Source organism: Paeniroseomonas aquatica (genome assembly GCF_030409335.1).
In the GTDB taxonomy this organism is placed as follows: domain Bacteria; phylum Pseudomonadota; class Alphaproteobacteria; order Acetobacterales; family Acetobacteraceae; genus Belnapia; species Belnapia aquatica.
The window spans coordinates 1-21,149 of the sequence record NZ_JAUFPN010000200.1; the positions used below are offsets into that span (position 1 = coordinate 1).

Annotated in this window: 20 protein-coding genes and 1 pseudogene; 12 read left to right on the forward strand and 9 right to left on the reverse strand. The window is 72.4% G+C overall.

Features of this window, described 5'->3' with window-relative positions:
* A pseudogene (locus QWZ14_RS26575) lies at window positions 1-655 on the forward strand (hypothetical protein); the annotation flags it as partial.
* On the opposite strand, the gene QWZ14_RS26580 reads toward QWZ14_RS26575, so the two are convergent.
* Both QWZ14_RS26580 and QWZ14_RS26585 read right to left on the reverse strand, forming a co-directional pair.
* On the reverse strand, window positions 597-1,904 hold the full coding sequence (locus tag QWZ14_RS26580; RefSeq protein ID WP_290320051.1) for an MFS transporter: 1,308 nt from the start codon (window positions 1,902-1,904) through the stop codon (window positions 597-599). The pseudogene QWZ14_RS26575 and the gene QWZ14_RS26580 overlap by 59 nt on opposite strands.
* Window positions 1,901-2,734, reverse strand: coding sequence for an ArsR/SmtB family transcription factor (locus tag QWZ14_RS26585; protein ID WP_290320053.1), 834 nt, complete (start codon window positions 2,732-2,734; stop codon window positions 1,901-1,903). Before QWZ14_RS26585 ends, QWZ14_RS26580 begins: the two co-directional genes overlap by 4 nt.
* Here QWZ14_RS26585 and QWZ14_RS26590 point away from each other — a divergent pair.
* A complete protein-coding gene (locus tag QWZ14_RS26590) occupies window positions 2,733-3,083 on the forward strand; it encodes an antibiotic biosynthesis monooxygenase family protein (protein WP_290320054.1) in 351 nt (116 codons plus the stop codon). The two genes, QWZ14_RS26585 and QWZ14_RS26590, sit on opposite strands and share 2 nt — an antisense overlap.
* A 24-nt stretch (window positions 3,084-3,107) precedes the next feature.
* Here the strand turns inward: QWZ14_RS26590 and QWZ14_RS26595 are convergent, their stop codons facing one another.
* Complete coding sequence (locus QWZ14_RS26595) at window positions 3,108-3,371, reverse strand: hypothetical protein (protein ID WP_290320055.1); 264 nt, start codon at window positions 3,369-3,371, stop codon at window positions 3,108-3,110.
* A gap of 193 nt (window positions 3,372-3,564) precedes the next feature.
* On the opposite strand from QWZ14_RS26595, the gene QWZ14_RS26600 reads away from it, so the two are divergent.
* The 3 genes from QWZ14_RS26600 to QWZ14_RS26610 all read left to right on the forward strand — a co-directional run bounded on the left by QWZ14_RS26600 (window position 3,565) and on the right by QWZ14_RS26610 (window position 7,234).
* Window positions 3,565-4,842 carry a glycosyltransferase family 4 protein gene (locus tag QWZ14_RS26600; RefSeq protein ID WP_290320056.1) on the forward strand — a complete coding sequence of 426 codons (1,278 nt, stop codon included), beginning with the start codon at window positions 3,565-3,567 and terminating at the stop codon, window positions 4,840-4,842.
* Window positions 4,843-4,992: 150 nt separating this feature from the next.
* On the forward strand, window positions 4,993-5,703 hold the full coding sequence (locus QWZ14_RS26605; protein ID WP_290320057.1) for a response regulator transcription factor: 711 nt from the start codon (window positions 4,993-4,995) through the stop codon (window positions 5,701-5,703).
* 115 nt (window positions 5,704-5,818) lie between these two features.
* Window positions 5,819-7,234, forward strand: a complete 1,416-nt coding sequence (locus QWZ14_RS26610; protein WP_290320058.1) for a mannose-1-phosphate guanylyltransferase/mannose-6-phosphate isomerase — start codon at window positions 5,819-5,821, stop codon at window positions 7,232-7,234.
* 45 nt (window positions 7,235-7,279) lie between these two features.
* On the opposite strand, the gene QWZ14_RS26615 is transcribed toward QWZ14_RS26610, so the two are convergent.
* On the reverse strand, window positions 7,280-7,981 hold the full coding sequence (locus tag QWZ14_RS26615) for a dienelactone hydrolase family protein (protein WP_290320059.1): 702 nt from the start codon (window positions 7,979-7,981) through the stop codon (window positions 7,280-7,282).
* Between the two features lie 146 nt (window positions 7,982-8,127).
* On the opposite strand from QWZ14_RS26615, the gene QWZ14_RS26620 reads away from it, so the two are divergent.
* From QWZ14_RS26620 to QWZ14_RS26635, 4 genes are all read left to right on the forward strand, one after another.
* Window positions 8,128-9,594, forward strand: coding sequence for an MFS transporter (locus tag QWZ14_RS26620; protein WP_290320060.1), 1,467 nt, complete (start codon window positions 8,128-8,130; stop codon window positions 9,592-9,594).
* Between the two features lie 96 nt (window positions 9,595-9,690).
* Window positions 9,691-10,125, forward strand: a complete 435-nt coding sequence (locus tag QWZ14_RS26625; RefSeq protein ID WP_290320061.1) for a hypothetical protein — start codon at window positions 9,691-9,693, stop codon at window positions 10,123-10,125.
* A 71-nt stretch (window positions 10,126-10,196) separates the two neighbouring features.
* Window positions 10,197-10,697: a flavin reductase gene (locus QWZ14_RS26630; RefSeq protein ID WP_290320062.1), complete on the forward strand. Its 501-nt coding sequence runs from the start codon at window positions 10,197-10,199 to the stop codon at window positions 10,695-10,697.
* 12 nt (window positions 10,698-10,709) lie between these two features.
* A complete protein-coding gene (locus QWZ14_RS26635; protein WP_290320063.1) occupies window positions 10,710-11,636 on the forward strand; it encodes a LysR family transcriptional regulator in 927 nt (308 codons plus the stop codon).
* A 429-nt stretch (window positions 11,637-12,065) separates the two neighbouring features.
* On the opposite strand, the gene QWZ14_RS26640 is transcribed toward QWZ14_RS26635, so the two are convergent.
* The 5 genes from QWZ14_RS26640 to QWZ14_RS26660 form a co-directional block, all read right to left on the reverse strand.
* Complete coding sequence (locus tag QWZ14_RS26640) at window positions 12,066-13,175, reverse strand: branched-chain amino acid ABC transporter substrate-binding protein (protein WP_290320064.1); 1,110 nt, start codon at window positions 13,173-13,175, stop codon at window positions 12,066-12,068.
* A gap of 62 nt (window positions 13,176-13,237) precedes the next feature.
* Window positions 13,238-13,960, reverse strand: a complete 723-nt coding sequence (locus QWZ14_RS26645) for an ABC transporter ATP-binding protein (RefSeq protein ID WP_456307270.1) — start codon at window positions 13,958-13,960, stop codon at window positions 13,238-13,240.
* Window positions 13,957-14,799 (reverse strand): ABC transporter ATP-binding protein, encoded by an 843-nt coding sequence (locus tag QWZ14_RS26650; protein WP_290320065.1) that lies wholly within the window; start codon window positions 14,797-14,799, stop codon window positions 13,957-13,959. The genes QWZ14_RS26645 and QWZ14_RS26650 overlap by 4 nt, the downstream gene beginning before the upstream one ends.
* Window positions 14,799-16,139, reverse strand: a complete 1,341-nt coding sequence (gene livM / locus QWZ14_RS26655; RefSeq protein WP_290320066.1) for a high-affinity branched-chain amino acid ABC transporter permease LivM — start codon at window positions 16,137-16,139, stop codon at window positions 14,799-14,801. Before livM ends, QWZ14_RS26650 begins: the two co-directional genes overlap by 1 nt.
* Window positions 16,136-17,050, reverse strand: coding sequence for an ABC transporter permease subunit (locus QWZ14_RS26660; RefSeq protein WP_290320067.1), 915 nt, complete (start codon window positions 17,048-17,050; stop codon window positions 16,136-16,138). Before QWZ14_RS26660 ends, livM begins: the two co-directional genes overlap by 4 nt.
* Before the next feature lie 131 nt (window positions 17,051-17,181).
* Between QWZ14_RS26660 and QWZ14_RS26665 the strand changes: the two genes are divergently transcribed.
* The 3 genes from QWZ14_RS26665 (at window position 17,182) to QWZ14_RS26675 (ending at window position 21,132) form a co-directional block, all read left to right on the forward strand.
* A complete protein-coding gene (locus tag QWZ14_RS26665) occupies window positions 17,182-17,775 on the forward strand; it encodes a carboxymuconolactone decarboxylase family protein (protein WP_290320068.1) in 594 nt (197 codons plus the stop codon).
* A gap of 39 nt (window positions 17,776-17,814) precedes the next feature.
* Window positions 17,815-18,867 carry a hypothetical protein gene (locus QWZ14_RS26670; RefSeq protein ID WP_290320069.1) on the forward strand — a complete coding sequence of 351 codons (1,053 nt, stop codon included), beginning with the start codon at window positions 17,815-17,817 and terminating at the stop codon, window positions 18,865-18,867.
* 138 nt (window positions 18,868-19,005) lie between these two features.
* Window positions 19,006-21,132 carry an acetate--CoA ligase family protein gene (locus tag QWZ14_RS26675; protein ID WP_290320070.1) on the forward strand — a complete coding sequence of 709 codons (2,127 nt, stop codon included), beginning with the start codon at window positions 19,006-19,008 and terminating at the stop codon, window positions 21,130-21,132.
* Window positions 21,133-21,149: the final 17 nt, after the last annotated feature.

Consider the following 21,149-nt stretch of genomic DNA (forward strand, 5'->3'; position numbering starts at 1 on the left):
CCGCCCCGGCGTGACCCCGCGCGAGGGTGCCGAGTCCGGCCCCGAGCCGGCCGCGCGCCCGTCCGAGCCGCAGCCGCCGCGCCATGCCGAGGCGCCGCGCTACATGGGTCCGACGCCGGCCGATCCCTTCGCCGGCCATGTCGACGACATCATGGCGGCGATGGAAGCCGCCGAGGCCGCCGCCGAAGCCGCCGCCGAGCGCCGGTCCCGCCCGGTGCCGCCGGCGGCACCGGCCGAGGCTGCCCCGGCGGCCGCCGAGCCGGTGGCTCCGGAGGCCGACGCTCCTGCCGCGCCGGTTGCGGCCCCGGTGCCGGAGACGCCGGTCGCGGAAGCCCCGGTTGCCGAAACCCCGGTTGCCGAAACCCCGGTGGCTGCGGCCGCCGCGGTCGAAGCGCCGGTGGCCGAGGCTCCGGTGGCCGAGGCTCCGGTGGTCGAAGCCGTCGCGGTCGAGGCGCCGGCGGTCGAGGCTCCTGCGGTCGAAGCCGCCGCGGTGCCCGCTGCCGAGGCCGCGCCCGAAGCCCCGGCCGAGGCCGCCGTGCCGGAGCCCGTGGCCCCGGCCGCCCCCGAGGTGGTGCAGGGCCCGGCCGTGCTTCCGGTCAGCGTCGATGCGCTGGACGAGGCCGCCCCCCGCCGCCGCGGCTGGTGGAAGCGCTGACGACCAGGCCGGCCGGGGCAGGATCCCCGGCCGGCCGCTGCCCCGCCGGTCGCGGCGGGGCGTCCCGCCCGGCCAGGTAGCCGGCGATGCCCAGCGCCAGCGCCGCCGCCAGGGTGGCGAAGGCGATCGGCCAGGCCGCCGCCGGCGGCGCCGCCGCCACCGCCCAGCCGGTCAGCGCCGGCAGGGCGGCGCTGCCCAGGGTCTGCGCCAGGTTCACCGTCGTCGCCCCGCGCCCGACCAGATGGTCCGGAAAGAGCGACCGGCCCTGCGCCACCACCACCACCGGGTAGCAGCTGAGGGCGCAGAGCAGCACCAGCAGCCCGGCCGCCACCGGCAGCGGCGCCCGCGGCCAGGCGGCCAGCGCCAGCAGCACCAGCACCGCCCCGCCCGCCATGCCGGCGACCAGCCATTTCCGCGTGTTCAGCCGCCGCTCCAGCGGCCCGACCACGAGCAGCCCGGCGACCAGCGCCAACCCCATGCCGAGCAGCACCGCCCCGCGCGGCCCCGGCCCCAGCCCGTGCACCTGCGCGAGGTATGGCCCGGCCCAGACCGCCAGCACCGTCGCCATCGCGGCATAGCCGACCAGGTGCATCGCCAGCACCGGCAGCAGCCCCGGCGTCCGCCAGACCGTGAGCTGCCCGCGCAGGGCGCCGCCGATGCTCTCGGCCGGCCGCGCCGGGCGGGGCCGGTCCGGCGGGTCGTCCCGCACCCAGGCCCACCACAGCGCCGCCAGGCCCAGCGTCAGCGCGGCCGAGAGCGCATAGGCGCCGCGCCAGCCCAGCAGCCCGGCCGCCCAGGCGAAGGGCGCCCCCGCCAGCAGGATGCCGAGCTGGCTGCAGGCGAAGACCCGCCCGAGCGCCGTGGTCAGCCCCTCCCCGGCATGCCAGCGGGCGCAGAGCACCACGCTGGCCATGAAGGAGGCCGCGCAGCCGATCCCCAGCAGGAAGCGGGCGGCGAGGAACCAGCCGGCATCCGGCGCCAGCCCCTGGCCGAGCGCGCCCAGCACGCAGGGCAGGCTCAGCGCCGCGACCGTCAGCCGCGGCCCGGCCCGGTCCAGCGCCAGCCCGACCGGGATCTGCAGCAGCAGCAGCGCCAGGAAGAAGACCCCGTTGGCGGCGCCGAGCAGGGCGGTGCCGGCGCCGAGGTCGGCCGCCAGCTCCGGCCCGATCACCCCGAGCGCCGCCCGGTGGAACTGGCTGGCGCTGGTCATCAGGGTGAGTGCCAGCAGCAACCGGGTCGCCGCCGTCACGCCGCCAGGTCCAGCCCGCCGACCCCGAGCGCCTCGCCCAGGCAGCGGGCGCCCTCCGGCGTCAGCCGCAGCCGGCGGCGGGCCATCGGGTCGCCCTCGCGCTCCCCGGGCAGCCGCAGCAGCCAGTGCCGCGCCAGGCAGCAGGCGGCGATCTCCCGCCCCAGCCCGCCGGCCAGGTGCGCCCGCCGCTCCGACCAGTCCATGCAGTCGCAGGCGAAGCGCCGCGCCTGCCGGGCCGCCGCCAGGTCGATGCCGAGCGCGGCCAGCCCCGCCTCGCCGCGCGGCGTCGCCGACCAGCCGCCGGCCGCCGGGCTCAGCCAGCCGCGCCCGACCAGCCCGGCATGGACCGCGACGCCGAGCCGCCCGGCCAGGTGGTCGTAGCAGAGCCGGGCGCTGCGGAAGGCCTCGCCATGCGGCCAGCGCCGGGCCGGCGCCACCGCCCCGGCCAGGCCGCCCAGCGCCTCCAGGGTCGCCGCCACCGCCGCCGAGGCCAGCCGGTGGTAGCGGTGGCGGCCCTGCGGGTGCACCGCGACCAGCCCGCCCTCGACCAGCCGGGCGAGATGGGCGCTGGCGGCGGGGGCGCCGATGCCGGCGACCCGGGCCAGCTCCCCGGCGGTCAGCGCCTCCCCCGAGAGCAGCGCCGTCAGCATGGCGGCGCGGGCCGGGTCGGCCATCAGGGCGGCGAGGCTGGCGAAGGCGGCGGGGGTGGTCATCGGCGGCTCCCGGGTCTCGGCGCAGCCTAGCCGGGAATGCCGCGCGCCGCTTCGGGGCCGGGCGAAGGACAGCGCCGCCCCGGCGTGGCACCCTGGCGGCGAGAGGAGAACGCCCATGATTGCCGTCATCTTCGAGGTCGAGCCCGCCGAGGGCCGCTTCGACGACTACCTGGACCACGCCGCCCGGCTGAAGCCCGAGCTGGAGAAGGTGCCCGGCTTCGTCTCGGTCGAGCGCTTCCGCAGCCTCAGCAACCCGGGGAAGCTGCTCAGCCTGTCCTTCTGGGAGGATGACGCGGCGGTCGCCTGCTGGCGCAACCACGATGCCCACCGCGGCAGCCAGGCGGCCGGCCGGGCGGGGATCTTCGCCGGCTACCGGCTGCGGGTGGTCGGGGTGATGCGCGACTACGGCATGGCGGAGCGGCGGGAGCAGGCGCCGGCGGATTCACGGGCGCTGCACGGCTGGTAGCGCCGGCGCCGCCCGGGCGCGGGGTCAGGCCCCCAGCCGCAGCAGCACCGACTGGCGCACCGACGGGTGCCGGAGGCCGATCCGGCCCGGGGCGATCGCCGCGCTCCAGCCGCTGGCCCGCGCATGGCGCATGAGGCGGGAGGGCAGCACCACCACCCCCGCCGCGGCGCGGCGGCTGGAGACCATGACCTGGTCGCTGCTGAACTCCACCCGCCAGCCGTCGCGCTGGGCCAGGCGGAGCAGGGTCGAGAGCACGGACCAGTCGGTCCTGTCGAAGGCGGCTTGCATGGGCGCAGCATAATCCGCCGGGGGCCGGACTGTTGCGCAACCCGCGCATTCGTGCAGCACAGGCGCGAGAACGGCAGCGGGCGCGCCCCGCCTTTCGCCCGCCGCGCGAATGTTGGACAGCATCGGACCATTCGGGCATGAGCGAACGCGGCCCTCGCCACCGGAATCGGCCCAGGACAGGATCCGACGAGCCATGCGCACGCTGTTCGTCCACCAGAATTTCCCGGCGCAGTACCGCCACGTCGCCCGGGCCCTGGCGCAGCGGCCGGGCCATCAGGTCATCGGCCTCGGGGAGAATCCGGGGGAGGCGCTGCCCGGCGTCCGGCACCTGCGCTACAAGGCGCCGCCGACCGGCGCCGCCACCACCCACCGCTACATGCGCCGCTTCGAGAACGCGGTCTTCCGCGGCCAGCAGGCGGCCCGGGCGGCGCTGCAGCTGAAGGAACGCGGCTTCACCCCGGACATCGTCTGCTGCCATCCCGGCTGGGGCGAGGGGCTCTTCCTGCGGGACATCTGGCCCGACACCAAGCTGCTGTTCTACTGGGAGTTCTATTACCACTCGACCGGCGCCGACGTCGGCTTCGACCCGCCGGGCGAGGTCTCGATGGACGACGCCTGCCGGGTCCGCATCCTCAACGCCAACCACCTGGTCACCATGCAGACCGCCGACTGGGGCCAGACGCCGACGCAGTGGCAGGCCAGCCGCTTCCCCGCCTGGGCGCGGGAGAAGATCTCGGTGGTGCACGAGGGGGTGGACACGGCCAAGATCCAGCGGCGGGCCGGGGCCGAGATCACCCTGCCGGACGGCTGCCGGCTGCGGGACGGCGACGAGGTGGTGACCTTCGTCGCCCGCGGCCTCGAGCCCTATCGCGGCTTCCACATCTTCATGCGCAGCCTGCCGGAGATCCTGGCCCGCCGCCCCGCGGCGCAGGTCGTGGTGGTCGGCGGCGAGGACCCGCACTACGGCGCCAAGCCGCCGGAGGGGGCGAATTGGAAGGAGGTGCTGCTGGCCGAGCTGGGCGGGCGGCTCGACCTCGGCCGGGTGCATTTCACCGGCAAGGTGCCGCACCCGACGCTGCTCGGGCTGCTGTCGCTGTCCCAGGCGCATGTCTACCTGACCTTCCCCTTCGTGCTCTCCTGGTCGATGCTCGAGAGCATGGCGATGGGCTGCCTGGTCATCGGCTCCGCCACCGCCCCGGTGCAGGAGGTGATCGAGCACGGCCGGAACGGGCTGCTGGTCGATTTCTTCTCGCCCGAGGCGCTGGCCGAGACGGTGGTGCGGGCGCTGGCGGACCCGGCCGCGCATGCGCCGCTGCGGGCCGCGGCCCGCCGCACCGCGGTCGAGCGCTACGACCTCAACGCCGTTTGCCTGCCGCAGCACCTGGCGCTGATCGACGCGGTGGCCGCCGGGCAGCGGCCGGACCTGCCGGCGGCGGCCGGACCTGCCGTGCATCCATCCATGATAAAATAAATCCCGGTAACAAGCCGTTGACCATACCCGTGGCATGATTTCGCTGGTGACAGGGGCATGCTGCACCGCACACAATGGCCTCTGAGCAATCCATGGTTGATGGGATTGCGCCTTGGCAAGGCGGCTGCAACGGGCGGTAAGGATCAGTCCATGGCACAGCTCGGGCTCGGCATCATCGAGACGGACGCGACCTTCGGCCGCAAGATGGCCAATTTCTTCAGCGAACATGGCTTCTCCGCCGAATTGCACGACGACGCCCATTCCCTGCTGGCCCGGCTGCCCAGCCGCCCGCCCCGCATGGTGGTGCTGGGAGAGGGCCGGGAGCCGGCGGCCGCCCTGCAGACCCTGCGGCGGATCCGCGACATCTCCCTGGTGCCCTGCATCATGCTGGCCGACCGCTCCGACGACATGAGCGAGATCATGCTGCTCGAGGCCGGGGCGGACGACTTGGTGGACCGCGACCTGCCGCTGCGGGCGGTGCTCGCCCGCATCCGGGCCGTGCTGCGTCGGGCGGAATGGGGCACGGTCGAGGCCGAGCCCACCGTCTCGGTCGGCGGCTGGCGGCTGATCCCGAGCCGGCGGCAGCTGCTCCGCCCGGACGGCTCGGAATGCGCCCTGACCACCGCCGAATTCGACCTGATGACCATGATGGTCGAGGGCCGCGGCCGCGCCATCAGCCGCGACGCCATCGCCGAGACGGTGTTCCGCCGGCCCTTCCGGGCCGAGGACCGCACCGTCGACAACCTCGTCCTCCGCCTCCGCCGCAAGCTCGGCCCGGCGCAGCAGGACTGCATCAAGACCGTGCGCGGGGCCGGCTACATGTTCGCCGGCTTCGCCGACAGCGGGCTGCGCGTCGCCTGACCCGCCCCGCCTCACCGGGGATTGAGCCTCCTGCGACACATTCCGCCCCACCACGGCCGGCTTTCCGCCACCCGCGATCTGCTATAGCGCGCCCACAACGTGGCGGAGGGTTCTCGTGACGATCGTGCCGGTCATTCTCTCGGGTGGCACCGGGACGCGGCTCTGGCCGCTTTCCCGGGAAGCCTATCCGAAGCAATTCTGGCCCCTGGTCGGTGCCGAGACCATGCTCCAGGAAACCGCCGGCCGCGCCTTGGGCCCGGATTTCGCGCCGCCCGTGGTGGTCTGCAACGAGGCGCACCGCTTCCTGGTGGCCGAGCAGCTCCGCGCCGCCGGCATCGCGGGCGCCCGCATCCTGCTGGAGCCGGCCGGCCGCAACAGCGCCCCGGCCGTCGCCGCCGCCGCCCTGCTGGTCGCCGAGCAATCGCCGGAGGCGGTGCTCTGGCTGATGGCCGCCGATGCCGCCATCACCGACCCCGCCGCGCTGCACGCGGCCCTAGGCCGGGCCGTGGTCGCCGCCCGGGCCGGCCAGATCGTCACCTTCGGCATGCAGCCGACGGCGCCCGAGACCGGCTACGGCTACATCGAGGCCGGGGCCGAGCTGCCCGGCGCCCCCGGCGTGCAGGCCGTCACCCGCTTCGTCGAGAAGCCGGATGCCGCCAAGGCCGCCGATTTCCTCGCCGGCGGCCGGCACCTCTGGAACAGCGGCATGTTCGTGGCGACCGCCGCCACCCTGCTGGCCGAGCTCGAGGCGCATGCGCCCGAGGTCCTCCGCACCGTCTCGGCCGCCATCGCCGCGGCGACCCGCGACCTCGACTTCGTCCGCCTGGGCGCCGAGGCCTTCGGCGCCGCCCCGGCCATCTCGATCGACTACGCGGTCATGGAGAAGACCCGGCTCGCCGCCGTGGTGCCCGCCAGCATCGGCTGGTCGGACCTCGGCTCCTGGGCCGCGCTCTGGGAGGCCGGCGCCAAGGACGCCAGCGGGAACGTCGCCACCGGCCCGGTCGAGATCGTCGATTCCGCCGGCTGCTTCATCCGCTCCGAGGGCATGCTCACCGGCGTCATCGGCCTCAAGGACATCGTGGTGGTCACCGCCGAGGATGCGGTGCTGGTCATGCCGCGCGACCGCGCCCAGGACGTGAAGCAGCTGGTGGACCAGCTCCGCCGCGCCGGCCGGCGCGAGGCGACCGAGCACCGCCGGGTCTACCGCCCCTGGGGCAACTACGAGGGGCTCATCCAGGGCGACCGCTTCCAGGTGAAGAAGATCCAGGTCCGCCCCGGCCAGAAGCTGTCGTTGCAGAAGCACTTCCACCGCGCCGAGCACTGGGTGGTGGTGAACGGCACCGCCATCGTCCACCGCGACGGCGAGGACATCATGCTGCGCGAGAACGAGAGCATCTACCTGCCGCTGGGCTGCGTCCACCGGCTGGAGAATCCGGGGATGATCCCGCTGAACCTCATCGAGGTGCAGGTCGGCGCCTACCTCGGCGAGGACGACATCGTCCGCATCGAGGATACCTACGGGCGCAACTGAAGCCGATACCGGGGAGGCAGCGCCTCCCCGGTATCGGCCCTGGGCTCAGCCCAGCACCTCGGCCAGCAGCTCGGCGGTCCGGCCATTGGCGATGGTCGCCGCCCGGGCGTCCCAGCTATGCCCGCCCATCCGGGCGAAGGCATGGTCGACGCCGGGATAGACATGCACCGCGACCCCCGGCTTGCCCTTGAGCCCGGCCACGATCTTCTCCCGCGCCTCCGGCGGCACGAAGCCGTCCTTCTCCGCGATGTGCAGGATCAGCGGCGCCTTGATGGCATCGGCCTCGCCCAGCAGGCCCTCCAGCCCGACGCCGTAGTAGCTGACGTTGGCATCGGCATCGGAGCGCGCCGCCATCATGTAGGCCAGCCGGCCGCCGAGGCAGAAGCCCATGGTCGCCGCGCGCCCGTTGGCGCCCTCCATGGTGCGGGCATGGGCGAGGGTCGCCTTCAGATCCTCGACCGCCTTGTCCTGGTCCATCGCCTTCATGCAGGCGAAGGCCTTGTCCCACTGCGCCTGGCCCTGGTCGGGGTCGAGCTGCACGCCCGGCTCCTGGCGCCAGAACAGGTCGGGGCTGATGGCGATGAAGCCCATCTCGGCGACCCAGTCGCTGAGCGCGCGCATCGCCGCATTCACCCCGAAGATCTCCTGGATCATCACCACCGCACCGGCGGGCTTGCCCTTGGGCAGGGCGAGGTAGGCGCCGAAGCTGCCGCTGCCGTCGGTCGCGGCGATCTGGATGTCGGGCATGCGTATCCTCCTTGGGTGGGTTCCCGGCGCATCTAGCCACCCCGGCCCGGCTTTGCCATGCCCCTTGCGACGGCGGCGGCCCGACAATCCGCGGCGCCACCATTGCCGCCCCGCCGCGTTGGCCCCGCAGAGGGAGATACGGTTACATGCGCGACACACCCGGGGCCGCCGCCGGCGACCGCTTCGAGACCGACGTCCCCGCCCGGCTCGACCGCCTCCCCTGGAGCGGCTTCCACTGGCGCGTCGTCATCGCCCTCGGCATCACCTGGATCCTCGACGGGCTCGAGGTGACGCTGGTCGGCAGCCTCGCCGCCGCCATCCACCAGAGCCCGAGCCTGGCCCTGACCGAGACCCAGATAGGCCTCACCGCCTCGGCCTACCTGATCGGCGCGGTGGTGGGCGCGCTCGGCTTCGGCTGGCTGGCCGACCGGATCGGCCGCCGCCGGCTCTTCTTCATCACCCTCATCGTCTACATGGTGGCCAGCATCGCCACCGGCTTCGCCTGGGACTTCTGGACCTTCGCGCTCTGCCGGATGCTGACCGGCGCCGGCATCGGCGGCGAATACGCGGCGGTGAATTCCGCCATCCAGGAGCTCATCCCCGCCCGGCTGCGCGGCCGGGTCGACCTTTTCGTCAACGGCACCTTCTGGGGCGGCGCCGCGATCGGCGCCATCACCTCCCTGGTGGTGCTCGACCCCGCCATCATCGACCCCGAGATCGGCTGGCGCGCCGCCTTCGTGGTCGGCGGGGCGCTCTCGCTGGTGGTGCTGCTGCTGCGCCGCCACCTGCCCGAGAGCCCGCGCTGGCTGATGCTGCACGGCAAGCCGGAGGAGGGGGAGCAGATCGTCTCGGCCATCGAGCGCGACGTCGCCGCCGAGAAGGGTCCGCTGCCGCCCACCACCTACGGCCCGACGGTGCTGCACCGCCGCGGCGCCGCCAGCCTGGCCGAGATCTGGCACACCATGTTCCGGACCCACCGCGACCGCGCCATCCTCGGCCTGACGCTGATGTCCTGCCAGGCCTTCTGCTACAATGCGGTGTTCTTCACCTATGCCCTGGTGCTGACCAAATTCTACGCGATCCCGGCGCATCACATCGGCTGGTTCATGCTGCCCTTCGCCCTCGGCAACCTGGCCGGGCCGCTGGTGCTCGGCCGCTTCTTCGACACCATCGGCCGCCGCCAGATGATCACCGCGACCTATGGCCTGGCCGGGCTGCTGATGGCCGCGACCGGCCTCGCCTTCGCGCAGGGCTGGCTGAGCGCCTGGGAGCAGACCGCGGCCTGGACGGTGATCTTCTTCTTCGCCTCCGCCGCCGCCTCGGCCGCCTACCTCACGGTGGGCGAGAGCTTCCCGCTGGAGATGCGGGCCATGGCCATCGCGCTGTTCTACGCCATCGGCACGGCGGTCGGCGGCGTCATCGGCCCGACCCTGTTCGGCTGGCTGATCTCGAGCGGCGACCGCTTCGACATCCTCTGGGGCTACCTCATCGCCGCGGCGCTGATGCTGGTCGCCGCCGGCACCGAATGGCGCCTGGGCTTCGCGGCGGAGGGGCGCTCGCTGGAGGATGTCTCCACCCCCCTGGCCGGGGCCGCGGCCCAGCCGCGTCCCTGAGCAACCGTCAACATTGCGTCATCCCGCTAGGCGCAACCCAACCTCTTGGTTAAGGTGGCGTTACGCAACCGAAGATTGTGTTGTTGGGATGTTGATATGGCCTCCGGTGGACCTGCGAGCTTCGTCCGGGATGAGTGGGATCATGTCTGGCAGGACTACGACCGGCGCACCCGTCGCCCTGCCCCCGCCCCCGTGCTTGTCCCCGCCCTGGCGGTGCCGGCGGAGGCCGCGGCGGCGCCTGCCTCCCGCCGGGGCAGCCGGCAGGGCGCGCTCCTGGTCGTGACCTGCTGCCTGATGCTCGCCTCGCGCACCAACATGCACGAGGCGACCGGCCACCCCAGCGCCGCCGAGGCCTTCGCCAGCCTGCTGTCCCTGGCGCCGGAGGAGGCGGAGCTGCCGCCGCTGGCCACCGCCGTCTCCCGCCTCGCGGTCGAGTCCGCGGCCGCCGCCTGCTGGGTGATGCGGCTGGCGCCGCAGCACCAGGGCCCCGCCGCCGACCGCCCGCCGGAGGGGCCCTGCGCCGGGCGCTGAGCCGCCGCCCGGTATTCGCCCCGGCACGCCGCATGCTTTAATCGCGCCAACAACCCAAGGCGCGCCTCCCCATGTCCGTGACCAAGCAGGATTTCCGTGATGCCATGGCCCGGCTCGGCGCCGCGGTGAATGTCATCACCACCGGCGGCCCGGCCGGCCGCGGCGGCTTCACCGCCAGCGCCGTCTGCAGCGTGACCGACGACCCGCCGATGCTCCTCGTCTGCATGAACCGCAACGCGACCGCCGCCCCCGCCCTGCGGGAGAATGCCAATGTCTGCGTCAACGTCGTCACCGCCGGGCAGCGGGAGGTCGCCATGGTCTTCGCCGGCGTGACCAAATGCACGATGGAGGAGCGCTTCGACGCCGGCACCTGGGCGACGCTCGCCACCGGCGCGCCGGTGCTGCAGGGCGCCGTGGTCTCCTTCGACTGCAAGGTCGTCGACATCGTCGACAAGGGCACCCACAGCGTGATCTTCGCCGAGGTCGCCGGCATCGGCCGCGGCAGCGCGCATGACCACGGGCTGATCTACTTCGGCCGGGATTACCATCCGGTCGGCAAGCCGGCCGCCTGACGCCGATCGCCCATGGCGCTTCGCCCGGATGAATCGGAGCTCCGCCGGCTCGACCTGAACCTGCTGCCGGTCTTCGTCGCCCTGATGCGCGAGCGCAGCGTGACCCGGGCCGGCCAGGCGCTGTTCCTGTCGCAGCCCGCCACCTCGGCCGCCCTGGCCCGGCTGCGCGCCGCCTTCCGCGACGAGCTGCTGATCCGCAACGGCAAGCTGCTGGAGGCGACGCCCCGGGCCGAGGCGCTGATGGCGGCGCTGGTGCCCTCGCTGCAGGCGATCAGCGCGACGCTGGCCGGCGCCACCCCCTTCGACCCCGCGACCGACGAGCGGGTCTTCCGCATCGGCTGGACCGACGATGTCGGCATGGCCGCCAAGCCGCTGCTGACGCGCATCTGGCAGCAGGCGCCGCATTGCCGGCTGGTGATCCGCGCCGCCAACTACCGCACCATCCCGGCCATGCTGGAGAGCGGCGAGATCGGCCTGGCGCTCGGCTTCATGGGCGACGACCTGCCGGCGGTCGCCAAGCAGCGGGTGCTGCGCCGGGGGCAGTTCCAGGTGCTGCGCGCGGCCGATACCCCGCCCGTGGACCTCGACGCCTATTGCGCCCGGCCGCATGTGCTGGTGACGCCGCGCGGCGACCTGACCGGCTTCGCCGATGCCGCGCTGGACCGGCTGGGCCGCAGCCGCCGGGTGGTGCTGGGGGTGCCGGAATTCGGCCTGCTGCGGCAGCTCCTGCTCGGCACCGACCTGCTCTGCACCATCTCGGACGCGCTGGTCGAGGCGCTGCTGGCGCCCGAGGCCGGCGGCGGCCTGGCCGCCGACCCGCTGCCGCTGCCGACCCAGGATTCGGTCATGCGCATGGCCTGGCGCACGGCGCTGGACGACGACCCGGCCGAGAGCTGGCTGCGGGCGCAGGTGGTCGCGGTGCTGGCGCGGCGGGGATGAGTTGATTCCGGCGGCGGGACAGGCTATAGGAATAAAATCAGCGCGGCCGTCCGGTGGCGCGGCACCGGGGCGCCAAAACCCTCAATTCTAAAATTCCGGGCCTCGATGCCAACCCGATCAATGGGTTGGACCAGGGGACTTTAGGGGATTTGAGCGGAATTGAGCCGAATTGAGCCGAATTGAGTTCCGGGCCCAGACATGCGGAAGGCCCGGATGGTTTCCCATCCGGGCCTTCCCATTGCGGCAGCCGTTGCCGGCCTATGCAGGGCTCAGGACGCCATCTCCGCAGTGGCGGTGACGATGATCCAGGCCGCGGGCAGGGCACACGGCGTATGGCAATGAGACACTGGATCACCTCCTTTCGGTTGTTGACGATGGAGCCAATTCTGCACCCGCCGCCGCCCCGAAGGCAAGCATTCCCTGCGGTTGTTACACCTCGAGATATTCGCCGTTCTTCCAGACGTAGAAGACGTAATCCGGCACCGTCACGTCGCCCTTGCGGTCGAAGCTGACCGGGCCGAGCACGGTGGTCCAGGGACCCTGCGCCTTCATCGCCTCCGCCACCTTCTTCGGGTCGACGCTGTTGATCTTGGCCGCCGCGGCCGCCCAGATCTCGATCGCCGCATAGGTGTAGAGGACGTAGCCCTCGGGATCGATGTTCTTGGCCTTGAAGCTGGCGACCACGGCGGCGGCGGAGGGGCGCTTGCGCGGGTCGGCGCTGAAGGTCATCAGCGAGCCCTCGCCGGCGGCGCCGGTGATCTGCCAGAAGTCCTTGGTCACCAGCGCATCGCCGCCGATCATGGTCACCGCCATGCCCTGCTCCTTGGCCTGGCGCAGGATCAGCCCGGCTTCGGTGTAGTAGCCGCCGATGTACATGACCTCGATCCCGGCCCCCTTCAGGCGGGAGACCAGCGCGTTGTAGTCGCGCTCGCCGGGCGTATAGGCGGCGTAGAGCGTCTCGGTCACGCCGTTGGCGTTCAGCGCCTTCTTGGTCTCGTCGGCCAGGCCCTTCCCGTAGGCCTGGTTGTCGTGGAGGATCGCCACCTTCTTGCCGCGGAAATTTTTGGCGATGTAGGTGCCGGCGATCAGCCCCTGCTGGTCGTCCCGGCCGCAGACCCGGAAGGTGTTCCAGGCACCGTCGTCGGTGTAGCGCGGGTTGGTGCTGGCCGGGCTGATCTGCAGCACGCCCTCCTCGGCGTAGACCTTGCTGGCCGGGATCGAGCTGCCCGAGCAGTAATGCCCGGCGACCATCGCCACCTTGCGCCCGGCGAGCTGGTTGGCGACCGAGACCGCCTGGCGCGGGTCGCAGGCGTCGTCGGCGATCTCGAGCGCGAGCTGGCGGCCGAGCACGCCGCCGCGGGCGTTGAAGTCGGCGACCGCCTGGGTCGCGCCGATCTTCATCTGGTCGCCGGCGGCGGCGTTCGAGCCGGTCATCGGCCCGGCGCAGGCGAGGCGGATGGGGCCGCTGCCTTGCGCGTAGGCGGCACCCGCGAAAGGCAGGGCCGCGGTGGTGGCGATCAATCCCCGACGTGTCAGCATCCCGGTGCTCTCCTGCCTGATACCCGCCCGAGGGGCGGGTTGGTTACGATCCTAGACCAGCCTCACCCATGCCCGCCACCGAGATAGGCGTCGCGGATCTCAGGCCGGGCCAGCAGGGCGAGGCCCTCGCCCTCCATGGTGATGCGGCCGTTGACCAGCACGTAGCCGCGGTGCGCCAGCCGCAGCGCCTGGTTGGCGTTCTGCTCCACCAGCAGCACCGTCAGCCCGGTCTCGGCGTTGAGCGCACGGATGGCGCCGAAGATCTGCCGCACCACCAGCGGCGCCAGGCCGAGCGAAGGCTCGTCGAGCAGCAGCAGCTTCGGCTTCGACATCAGCGCCCGGCCGATCGCCAGCATCTGCTGCTCCCCGCCCGAGAGCGTGCCGCCGCGCTGGGCGAGGCGTTCTTTCAGCCGGGGGAACAGGGTGAAGACCTGCTCGAGCTGCGGCTTCGGGTCGCCCTTGACCAGCGCCTCGGCCCCCATCAGCAGGTTCTCGTAGACACTCATGCGCGGGAAGATCCGCCGCCCCTCGGGGGACTGGGCCAGGCCGCGCCGCATGGTCAGGTGCGTCGCCTCCCCGGTGATGTCCTCGCCGCCCAGCAGGATGCGCCCCATGCGCGGCTTCGGATCGCCGCAGATGGTCATCAGCAGGGTCGACTTGCCGGCACCATTGGCGCCGATCAGCGTGACGATCTCCCCCGGCATGACATGCAGCGAGACCTCGGCCAGCGCCTGCACCGCGCCGTAGCCGGCCGAGACGCGATCGACTTCGAGCAGCGGGGTCATGCCGGCACCGAATCCTCGTCCTCGCCGAGATAGGCGGCGATCACCTTCTTGTCCGCCCGCACCGCCGCCGGCACCCCGTCGGCGATCAGCACGCCATGGTCGAGCACCACCACCCTATCGCTGATCCGCATCACCACGCCCATGTCGTGCTCGATCAGCAGTATGGAGGTGCCCTGCGCCCGGATATCGAGCAGCAGCCTCGCCAGCTCGTCCGATTCGCGCGGGTTCAGCCCCGCCGCCGGCTCGTCGAGGCACAGCAGGGCCGGCTCGGTGCACATGGCGCGGGCGATCTCGAGCCGCCGCTGCGCGCCATAGGGCAGCGCGCCGGCCGGGTCGTCGGCGCGGTCCATCAGGTTGGTTGCCATCAGCCAGCGCTTGGCGCGTTCCACCGCCGCGCGTTCCGCCGCGGGGTAGCGCGACAGGCCGAGCACCGCGCCGATGCCCCAGCCGGTCGCCGCCATCAGCGTGACGTGCTGGGCGATCAGCAGGTTCTCGAGCGCGGTCATGCCGGCGAACAGGCGGATGTTCTGGAAGGTGCGGGCCACGCCGGCGCGGGCGATCCGGTGCCCGGCGAGGCGCTGCAGCTCGACCGGCTCGGTATCCGGCTTGTGCAGGCGGATGACGCCCTCGCTCGGCCGGTAGAAGCCGGTGATGCAGTTGAACAGCGTGGTCTTGCCGGCGCCGTTCGGGCCGATCAGCGCGGTGATCTCGCCGCGGCCGGCGGCGAAGCCCACCGCCGAGACCGCGGTCAGCCCGCCGAAGCGCATGGTCAGCCCGGCGACTTCCAGGATGGGCATGACCCGCCGCGGCGGGTGGAGGATGCGGCCGCGATCGCTCATCAGCGGCCCTCCCCCACGAGGTCGCCGCTGATGGTTCGCTTCTTCCCCAGCGCGATGGAGGGTGTCCGCGTCCCGACCAGCCCGCGCGGCCGCAGCACCATGATGACCACCATGGCGCCGCCGAAGACCAGCATCCGCCATTCCTCCAATCCGCGGAACACCTCGAAGCCGCCGATCAGCACCAGCGCCGCGACGGCGACGCCGATCTGGCTGCCGAGGCCGCCGAGCACGACGATGGCGAGGATGATGGCGCTCTCGATGAAGGTGAAGCTCTCCGGGCTGATGAAGGCCTGGCGGGTGGCGAAGAAGGCGCCGGCGAAGCCGCCGAACATGGCCCCCAGCGCGAAGGCCGAAAGCTTGGTGGTGGTGACGTTGATGCCGAGCGCCCGGCAGGCGATCTCATCCTCCCGCAGCGCCTCCCAGGCCCGGCCCAGCGGCTGCCGGCGCAGCCGGATCGTCACCCAGTTGGTCAGCAGCGCCAGGCCGAGGATGAGGTAGTAGAGGAAGATGACGCGGTGGCTGACCGAGGGCTCCAGCCCGAAGAAGCCCGCGAAGGTCCCCTCCCCGCCCGCCATGGAAAACGGCAGGCCGAAGAAGCTCGGGCGCGGGATGCCGGTGATGCCGTTCGGCCCGCCGGTGAAGCTGGCCCAGTTGATGAGCACGACGCGGATGATCTCGCCGAAGGCCAAGGTCACGATGGCGAGGTAGTCGCCGCGCAGCCGCAGCACCGGGAAGCCGAGCAGGATGCCCCAGAAGGCGGCGAAGATGCCGGCCAGCGGCAGGCAGATCCAGAAGGACAGGCCGAAATACTGCGCCAGCAGCGCATAGGAATAGGCGCCGACCGCATAGAAGGCGACGTAGCCGAGGTCGAGCAGCCCGGCGAGGCCGACCACGATGTTCAGCCCCCAGCCGAGCATCACATAGGTCAGCACCAGGATGCCGAGGTCGAGCTCGTAGCGGTCGATGCCGGGGATCGCCGGCAGCACCAGCGCCACCGCGAGGAAGGCGGGCGCGGCCAGCCGGCCGGCCTGCTGCAGGCGGTCGGTCCAGGGCCCCGGTGCGGTGCTGGGACGCAATCCGCGGCGGCCGGTCCAGAGCACCAGCGCCAGCCGGCCGAGGAAGACCAGGCCGCAGAGGATGGCCGCTTCCTTCCAGCGGAAGCGCAGCGCCAGCCCGCCGCCGGCGCCGATGTCGGTACGCAGCGCCACCAGCGGCACGAAGAGCGCCGCCGCGACGGCGGTGGCGACCAGCGCATCCTTCAGCGCGAGCTGGAGACGAGAGGAAGGCCGCGGCCGATTCACGTCGCGGGCCTGCGGCCCTCCACGATCGGACGCGCTCATACCTTCTCGACCTCCTGCCGGCCGAGCAGGCCGGTGGGCAGGAAGATCAGCGTCAGCACCAGGATCGAGAAGGCGGCGACATCCTTGTACTGCACGCTGAAATAGGCGCTCCAGAAGGTCTCGATCAGCCCGATCAGCAGCCCGCCCAGCACCGCCCCCGGCAGCGAGCCGATGCCGCCCAGAACGGCGGCGGTGAAGGCCTTCACCCCCGCGAGGAAGCCGATGTAGAAATCGATGACGCCGTAGCGCAGCAGGTACATGGTCCCCGCGACCGAGGCGAGCGCCGCGCCGATGACGAAGGTCAGGCTGATGGTGCGGTCGGTGTCGATGCCGAGCAGCCCGGCCATCTTGCGGTCCTGCTCGCAGGCCCGCATGGCGCGGCCGAGCGGCGTCCGCGTCACCAGCACGGTGAAGACCGCGAGCACCGCCAGCGTGACGCCGATGATCAGCATTTGCGTGTAGGCGAGCTGCACCACGAAGCCGTCCTGGCGCATCACCTCGATGCCGCCGGCGACCAGCGTCTCCATCGGCTTCACCCGCGCGCCCTGGCTCACCTGGACGAAATTCTGCAGCACGATGGAAAGCCCGATGGCCGAGATCAGCGGCGCCAGCCGGAAGCTGCCGCGCAGCGGCCGGTAGGCGATGCGCTCGATCGCCCAGCCGTAGATGCCGGTGATGACGATGGAGATCAGCAGCACCAGCAGGATCCCGGCCGGCCCGCCCATGATGCCGCCCATCGAGAGCAGCAGCACCGCAATCAGCGATATGAAGGCGCCTATCATGAACACGTCGCCATGGGCGAAATTGATCATGCCGATGATGCCATAGACCATGGTGTAGCCCACCGCGATCAGGCCGTAGATCATTCCCAGGCTGATCCCGTTGATCAGCTGCTGCAACGCGTAGGCCAAGGTTTTCTCCCGGCAGCCAGTCCCTGCCCGGCAAGGCTAGCCAGCCCTCCGGCCGCGGGATAGCGAAAGTTGCCGCCCTGGCGCGGCGGGGCGATGATCCTGCCCGCGAACTGAGCAAGGGGACCTCCAGGATGCCATCCGATACGACACTGCCGGCCGATGACGGCCGCTCCGGCCGCCTGCCGCCGATCGCCGAGGCTGAGATGACGCCGCGCCAGAAGGAGGTCGCGGCCGGGATCGCCGGCGGCCCGCGCGGCGGGCTGCGGGGCCCCTTCCCGGCCATGCTGCGCAGCCCGGAGGTGGCGGACCGCTTCCAGAAGGTGGGCGAGTACCTCCGCTTCGGCAGCTCCATCCCGGCGGCGCTGAACGAGCTGGCGATCCTGATCACCGCCCGCGCCTGGTCGGCGCAGTACGAATGGTATGCCCACCACCTGCTGGCGATGAAGGCGGGGCTGCCGGATGCCGTCGCCCAGGCGGTGGCCGAGGGCCGCCGGCCCGAGGGCATGGATGCCGACCAGACCGTCATCTGGGAATTCTGCACCGAGCTGCATGCGACCAAATTCGTCTCGGATGCCACCTATGTGGCGCTGCGCGACCGCTTCGGCGAGCAGGGCGTGGTCGATGTCATCGCGGTCAGCGGCTACTACGTGGCGGTGGCGATGACGCTGAACGTCGCCCAGGTGCCGCTGCCGCCCGGCGTGCCGGTGCCGCTGAAGCCCTTGTAGAATGATCCCCGCGCCGGTTGCTGCGTTGCGGCAACCGGCATGATCCTTCCCAGAATCCTCCTTCCCGCCGTCGCCCTGCTGCTCGCAGGGTGCTCCCTCGGCGTCGGCCCGCAGCGGCTGCATGTCGACCAGCTCGGCTATGCCAGCGCCATGGGGGAAGGGCTGAAGCGGCAGATGCTGCTGAACATGGTGCGGCTGCGCTATGCCGACGTGCCCGCCTTCGTGTCGATCACCCAGATGATCTCGGGCTATACGGTGCAGAGCACGGGGCAGCTCGGGCTCAATGCCTATCCCAACGCGGCGCCGGGCAATTTCTTCTCCGCCGCCGGCTCGGTGCAATACACCGACCGGCCGACCTTCACCTTCACCCCGGTCACCGGCGAGCAATTCGCCCAGTCCTACCTGCGGCCCCTGGCCCCGGCCGAACTGCTGTCGCTGGCGCAGAGCGGCGCGCCGATCGACCTGCTGTTCCGCATCGGCGTGCACTCGGTGAACGGCCTGGCCAACGAGGTGACCCGCAGCGGCGGTTCGCAGCAGGCCTCGGGCGGCTTCCAGGAGCTGATGCGGGCGCTGGTCGAGATCCAGCACGGCGGGGCGCTCGGCCTGCGCTTCGAGCGGCAGGGCCCCTTGACCAAGGTCTTCCTGTTGCTCGACGACAGCCAGCCCGGGCTGCGCTCCCGCATCCGGGACGCGCGGCGGCTGCTCGGCGCCGGGCCGGCGGCGCGGGAGCTGGAGGTGGTCTATGGCCGCAGCCGCGGCGGCCAGAACCAGGTGGCGCTGCTGACCCGGTCCATGCTGCAGGTGCTCTACGAATTCGGCACCCAGATCGAGGTCTCGGCGGCGGATGTCGAACGCGGCGAGACCCGCCCGACCGACCAGGGCGACCCGCGCGACCGGGTGATCCGGGTGCGCCAGGGCACCCGCGCCCCGGCGGATGCCTATGCCGCCGTCGCCTACCGCGACCGCTGGTTCTGGATCGACTCCGCCGACCTGCGGTCCAAGACCGCCTTCACCTTCGCCTATATCCTGCAGGTCCTGGCCGAGAGCGGCCGCGGCCAGGCGACGCCGGTGGTGACCATTCCCGCCCAGTAGGCCGGCCCGCTGGAGGTTGACCCGACCGCCTCCATGGCTAGGCTGGCCGCGGGTTCAAGCGAGCCCGCCTTCGAAGGCGGGTCATGGGGAGGGGCGGTTGCAGCACCAGCATTCCACGGCCGGGCGGATCCTCACGGCATGAGCGCGCCCGAACCGCTCCGCGACCCGGCCTCGCTGCGCCGGCTGCTCTCGCCCCGCAGCGTCGCCGTGGTCGGCGTCTCCGCCGACCCGATCGGCTTCGGCGCCCGCAGCATCTCCAACATGAAGAACTTCACCGGCCCGGTCTGGGCGGTGAACCCGAAATACGCCGGCCAGGAATTGCACGGCTACCCCTGCGTCGGCTCCATCGCCGACCTGCCGGAGGCGCCCGACTGCGTGCTGCTGGCGCTGCCGCGCACCGGCATCATGGCCGCCGTCGAGGCCTGCATCGCCAGGGGCGCGGGCGGGATCATCGCCTTCGCCTCCGGCTATGGCGAGACCGGGCTCGAGGACCGCATCGCCGAGGAGGAGGTGCTGCGGGAGACCTGCCGCGCGGCGGGGCTGCCGCTGGTCGGCGTCAATTGCCTCGGCATCGTCGACCACGTGCTGAAGGCCGGCGTCACCTTCATGCCGGAGTATCCGCGCATGACCGCGCCGCCCGGCGGCGTCGCCATCACCAGCCAGTCCGGCGCGCTGGGCTATGCGCTGATGCAGGCGGCCGAGCGTGGCTTCTCGGTCTGCCACATGACCACGGCGGGCAATGCGACCGACCTCGATGTCTGCGACCTCGCCGCCTATCAGCTGACCATGCCGGAATGCCGGGCGGTGGCGCTGGCGGTGGAGGGGCTGCGGGACGGCCGCCGGCTGGCGCTGCTGGGCGAGGCCGCCCGCAAGGCCGGCAAGCCGATCGTGGTCCTCAAGCTCGGCCGGGGCGAGGCGGGGGCGGCGGCCGCGGTCTCCCACACAGGCTCTCTCGCGGGCAGCGCCGCGGCCTGGAGCGCCGCCTTCAAGCGGGCCGGCATGGTCGAGGTCGAGGATTTCGACGCGCTGCTGGAGACCGCGGGCCTGTTCGCCAAGGCGCCGAGGCCGACCGCGCCGGGGGTCGCCATCATCACCCCCTCGGGCGGCGCCGGCATCATGGCGGCCGACCATGCCGAGGCGCAGGGGCTCTCGATGCCGCAGCCGATGCCGCAGACCGAGGCGGTGCTGCGCGCCGCCATCCCGGACTTCGGCGCGCCGCGCAACCCCTGCGACCTGACCGCGCAGGTCGCCTCCAACCCCGCCAGCTACGACGCCTGCATGGAGGCGATGCTGACGGACCCGCAATACGGCTGCGCCGTCATCCCCGTGGTCTATTCGCACCATGCCTCCACGCAATTGCGAATGGAGCAGCTGCGGCCCTATGCGGCCAAGTTCGGCAAGCCGCTGATCATCGCCTGGATCCCGGAGCGGCTGGAGGGTCCCGGCGTCGAGAAGGCGGATTCGGTGCCGGAGCTGATCGTCTTCCGCTCCATGCGCCGGCTGATGAACGCGATCCGGCTCTGGCTGGAGCATTACGGCCAGGTGGCGCCGGGGCCGGTCGCGGCGCCCTCGGGGCTGGGCGCGGCCATCGCCTCGCTGCCCGGCGGCGGCGCGGTGCTGATGGAGGCGGAGGCCAAGGCGCTGTTTGCCAGGGTCGGCGTGCCCGTCGTGGAGGAACGCCGCGCCTCGACCGCGATCGCCGCCGCGGCGGAGGCCGCGTCGCTTGGCTTCCCGGTGGTGCTGAAGCTGGACAGCCCGGATATCGCCCACAAGACCGAGGTCGGCGGCGTCGCGCTGAACCTCGCCGACGGGCCGGCGGTCGAGGCGGCCTTTGCCGAGATCATGGCCAGCGCGAAGCGGCATGCGCCGGCCGCCCGGCTCGATGGCGTGCTGGTGCAGCGGATGTCGCAGAAAGGGATGGAGCTGATCCTCGGCGCCCGGCGGGACGGGCAGTTCGGCTCGCTGGTGCTGGTCGGCACCGGCGGGGTGCAGGCGGAGCTCTGGCGCGACGTGGCGCTGGACCTGGCGCCGGTGAGCCCGGCCCGGGCGGAGGAGATGCTGCGCAGCCTGAAGGGCTTCCCACTGCTGGATGGCTTCCGCGGGGCGCCGAAGGCGGATATCGCCGCGGTCGCCGCCGCGGTCTCGGCCTTCTCGGTGCTGGTCGCCGAGGCGGGCGAGGCCTTGCAGGAGGCGGAGGTCAATCCGCTGATCTGCGGGCCCTGGGGCTGCCTGGCGGTCGACGGGCTGGTGCGCTGCGGGCCGTGACATATCAGTCCGCCACG